This window comes from Streptomyces spiramenti (assembly GCF_012034385.1).
In the GTDB taxonomy this organism is placed as follows: domain Bacteria; phylum Actinomycetota; class Actinomycetes; order Streptomycetales; family Streptomycetaceae; genus Streptomyces; species Streptomyces spiramenti.
In genome coordinates this window covers 1-3,001 of sequence record NZ_JAAVJB010000378.1, presented here as the reverse complement: position 1 = coordinate 3,001, position 3,001 = coordinate 1, and the positions used below count along the sequence as shown (strand labels likewise).

The 3,001-nt window shown below is 73.7% G+C and carries 3 protein-coding genes; 1 reads left to right on the top strand and 2 read right to left on the bottom strand.

The genetic code is table 11. From position 1 onward, the window contains the following. Positions 1-110: 110 nt before the first annotated feature. Both HCJ92_RS23385 and HCJ92_RS23380 read right to left on the bottom strand, forming a co-directional pair. Positions 111-1,073, bottom strand: coding sequence for an ABC transporter substrate-binding protein (locus HCJ92_RS23385; protein WP_167935603.1), 963 nt, complete (start codon positions 1,071-1,073; stop codon positions 111-113). Between the two features lie 110 nt (positions 1,074-1,183). Beyond that, positions 1,184-2,041, bottom strand: a complete 858-nt coding sequence (locus HCJ92_RS23380) for a siderophore-interacting protein (protein ID WP_167935602.1) — start codon at positions 2,039-2,041, stop codon at positions 1,184-1,186. 444 nt (positions 2,042-2,485) lie between these two features. Between HCJ92_RS23380 and HCJ92_RS23375 the strand changes: the two genes are divergently transcribed. Beyond that, the gene (locus HCJ92_RS23375) at positions 2,486-2,953 is read left to right on the top strand and encodes an ATP-binding protein (RefSeq protein ID WP_167935601.1); all 468 of its coding nucleotides are present in this window, start codon (positions 2,486-2,488) and stop codon (positions 2,951-2,953) included. Positions 2,954-3,001: the final 48 nt, after the last annotated feature.

Sequence of the window (3,001 nt, the reverse complement as noted above, 5' to 3'; positions counted from 1 at the left end):
GGCGGTCGGGGCGGTGGCTTCGGGCGCGGCGGCGGCCGAGGCGGCGGGTCCCGCGGCGGCCGGGGCGGGGCTGGTCATCGAGGAGGCGTCGTGCGCGTGCTCTCGGCGGCTCAGCCGGCGGAGAGCAGGCGGTCGAGGTCGTCCAGCACGGCCATGCCGCCCAGCGGCCCGACGCCCGTGATCCAGAACGACTGGTCCACCACGTGCAGGTTCGCGAACGACTCGGCGTTGTCGCGTACGGCCGCCGGCAGGGCGTCCGCCGCGGCGACGTCGGCGGCGGTCACGAGGACCAGGTCGGCGCGGGCGTCCAGGACGCGCTCCGGGGAGACGTCCACCGAGATGGACTCCTCCCAGTCGCGCTCGGGCGTGGTGAATCCGGCGCACTCCAGCGTGCTGCCGGCGAAGGAGGTGGGCCCGTAGAGGGTGAGGATGCCGTCGCGGGGCCGGACGAGCTGCGCGGTGCTGCCCTCGGTGCCGTGCGTCTCGGCGACCTCCTCGCAGCGGTCCCGGTAGGAGGCGAGGAGGTCCTCGGCGCCGGCCTCGTCGTTGAGGGCGCTCGCCACCAGGGCCACGTTGTCCGCCCACGGATCGGCCTGGGAGGCCATGAAGACCGTGGGTGCCACGGTCTCCAGCCGGTCGTAGAGGGCCGAGTGCCGGGATTCCGTCCCGATGATCAGATCGGGTTCGAGCGCGGCGATCTTCTCGACGTTCGGCTCGGGCACGGTGCCGACCGTCCGGACGTCCTGGCCCGCCTCGCCGAGGTAGGCCGGGACGCCGGCCGACTCGTCGAGGACTGCCGCGCCGACCGGGGTCACGCCGAGTGCTATCGCGGTGTCGAGCTGGACCGGTTCGAGCACCACCACGCGCTGGGGTGCTTCCGGCACCTCGGTGGTGCCCCGGGCGTGTTCGACCGAGTGGCGGCCGGTTTCGGCCGTCTCGTCGTCGCCGGACCCCGCGCTGCCGTTCCCCCCTCCGCCGCAGGCGGCGAGGACCAGACCGGCTGCCAGGAGGACGGCGGCACGGGAGAGGGCGCGCGGGGTGCGGGCACCCGGGAGGGCGGCGGGCAGGCTCATGAACGTTCCATTCGACGGGAGAACGCACCGACCCCCGAGGACCGGCACGACAACCCAACTTAGCATTGCCTAAGTTGGGTGACGAGAACTGACGGACCGCACTCGACCTGCTACGACACCCTCACCCGGTCGTGCCAGTACCCCTGGGCGTGGATCCGCCGGGGAGCGACACCAGCCCTTCGCAACACGTCCCGGATGCCCGCGACCCGGGTGCTCTCGGTGGCGAGCCAGGCGTAGAAGCCCTCGCCGAGACAGACCGCCTCGGCGGCGGAACGGTCCGCCCACGCGGCGGCCTCACGGGCCAGCGGCACCCCGCCGCGCTCCCGTGCGCCGCGGATCACGACCGACACCTCGGCCCCCGGCAACTCGGCGCGCAACGCCGTCGCGTCCCGGGCGTCGCCCGCCTCCAGCAGCACCTCCCGCCGCGGACCGGGTGTGTCCGCGGTGGCCGCCACGATATTGCGGATGGCGGGGAAAGCCGTCTCGTCACCCGCGAGCAGCACCCGGCGCACCGCCGGTCCGGGGTCCCACTGGATGCCGTGGCCCGGGGCTCCGCGCCGCACGTCGGGCCCCGACACCAGCGCCGGCGCCCCGGGAGCCACCGCGGCGACCCAGGCCGAGGCGGGGCCGGGCCGGTCGTGGACGTAGACGTCGAGGTCGACCTCGGCCGCCCGGGGGCGCACCGCGCTCGGGGTGTAACTGCGCATCGGCGGCCTCGTGTCCTCGGGGAGGGAGCGCCAGGCCTCGCGCCAGCGGGGCTCGTGCACCAGGTCCTCCGCGAGGGCGGCCGGCACGCCCTCGGCTCCCGGGACCAGCAGCTTCACCCGCTGGTCCAGGCCGTGGGGCGCGAAGTGGCTCAGCCCCGGCCCGCCGAGGGTCAGCCGGAGGAACCCCGGCGACAGCCGCCGCACCTCCAGGACGCGCGTGACGAAAAGCACGTTGGGCGACGCGTGGAACGACGGGGACACGGCGGGTCCCTCCCTGCTCGGATCGGGGGGTTCGGTGGGGCGACGGCTGGGGACGATACCGACCGGTGCCGGGACGGCGCGCGGGAGGCCCGTCCGACGCGGGGACCGGAGCGGGGGCGCGGCGACCCGGCGCGGCGTTCGCCGGGGCGGCGCGCGGGAGGGCAGCGAGGGCGCGCCGCGGCACAGCCGCCGTGCAATTTCATGCACGCCCGGGGTGCCGACCGACTCGAAGGTTGTCTTAAGTCAACCTTAAATTTCTGACAGCCCCTTGGCATGCTGTCAGAGCACTCGGTGTCACCACTTTCATCGTCGCTGTTCGCAGGGGTAGTGCGCCCCGCGCGCCCCCTGAGCGCCGCAACGCGCCGGTACGCAACGGCCTGTTCAGGCGGTGAGTTTGCACGAGAAAGGACCACGCGATCGGCATATGCACGCCATGATGGAGCCATGGCAGTCACCACGAGCAGCCCTCGCACGGGACTCGACAGCGATCACGAACTCTTGCGCGCCGCAATGGACTTGAGATGCGACGCGACGGAGAGAGGCGTCGAGCTGCCCGGCCGCCCGGAGGCGGCGGCAGCCGCGCGGCGACTGACCCGAGTTCACTTTCACAACCGTTGGGCGCTGGACTCCGAACTCACCGACAACGCGGTGCTGCTGATCTCCGAACTGGTCAACAACGTGCTCCAGCACTCGGGCGCCGCCACCTTCACCGTCCGTGTCCGGCGGAGACGCGGCTGGGTGCGCGTCGAGGTCCGCGACTCCTCGCGCTCCTTGCCCTGCCTGCTGCCGGTCGGCGCGCTGGAGGCCACCGGTCGGGGGCTGTGCCTCGTCAACAACCTCGCCGACCGCTGGGGCGTAGACCTGCTGCCCCGGGGCAAGTCCACCTGGTTCGAACTGCGCGTCGGCGGCTGAGGCCGGCACGCCGAGGGGCGGTCGCCACCGTGGGATCACGGTGGCGAC

Coding starts and splice junctions, on each gene's coding strand:
- HCJ92_RS23385 (WP_167935603.1), bottom strand. CDS start 1,073: ATGAGCCTGCCCGCCGCCCTCCCGGGTGCCCGCACCCCGCGCGCCCTC.
- HCJ92_RS23375 (WP_167935601.1), top strand. CDS start 2,486: ATGGCAGTCACCACGAGCAGCCCTCGCACGGGACTCGACAGCGATCAC.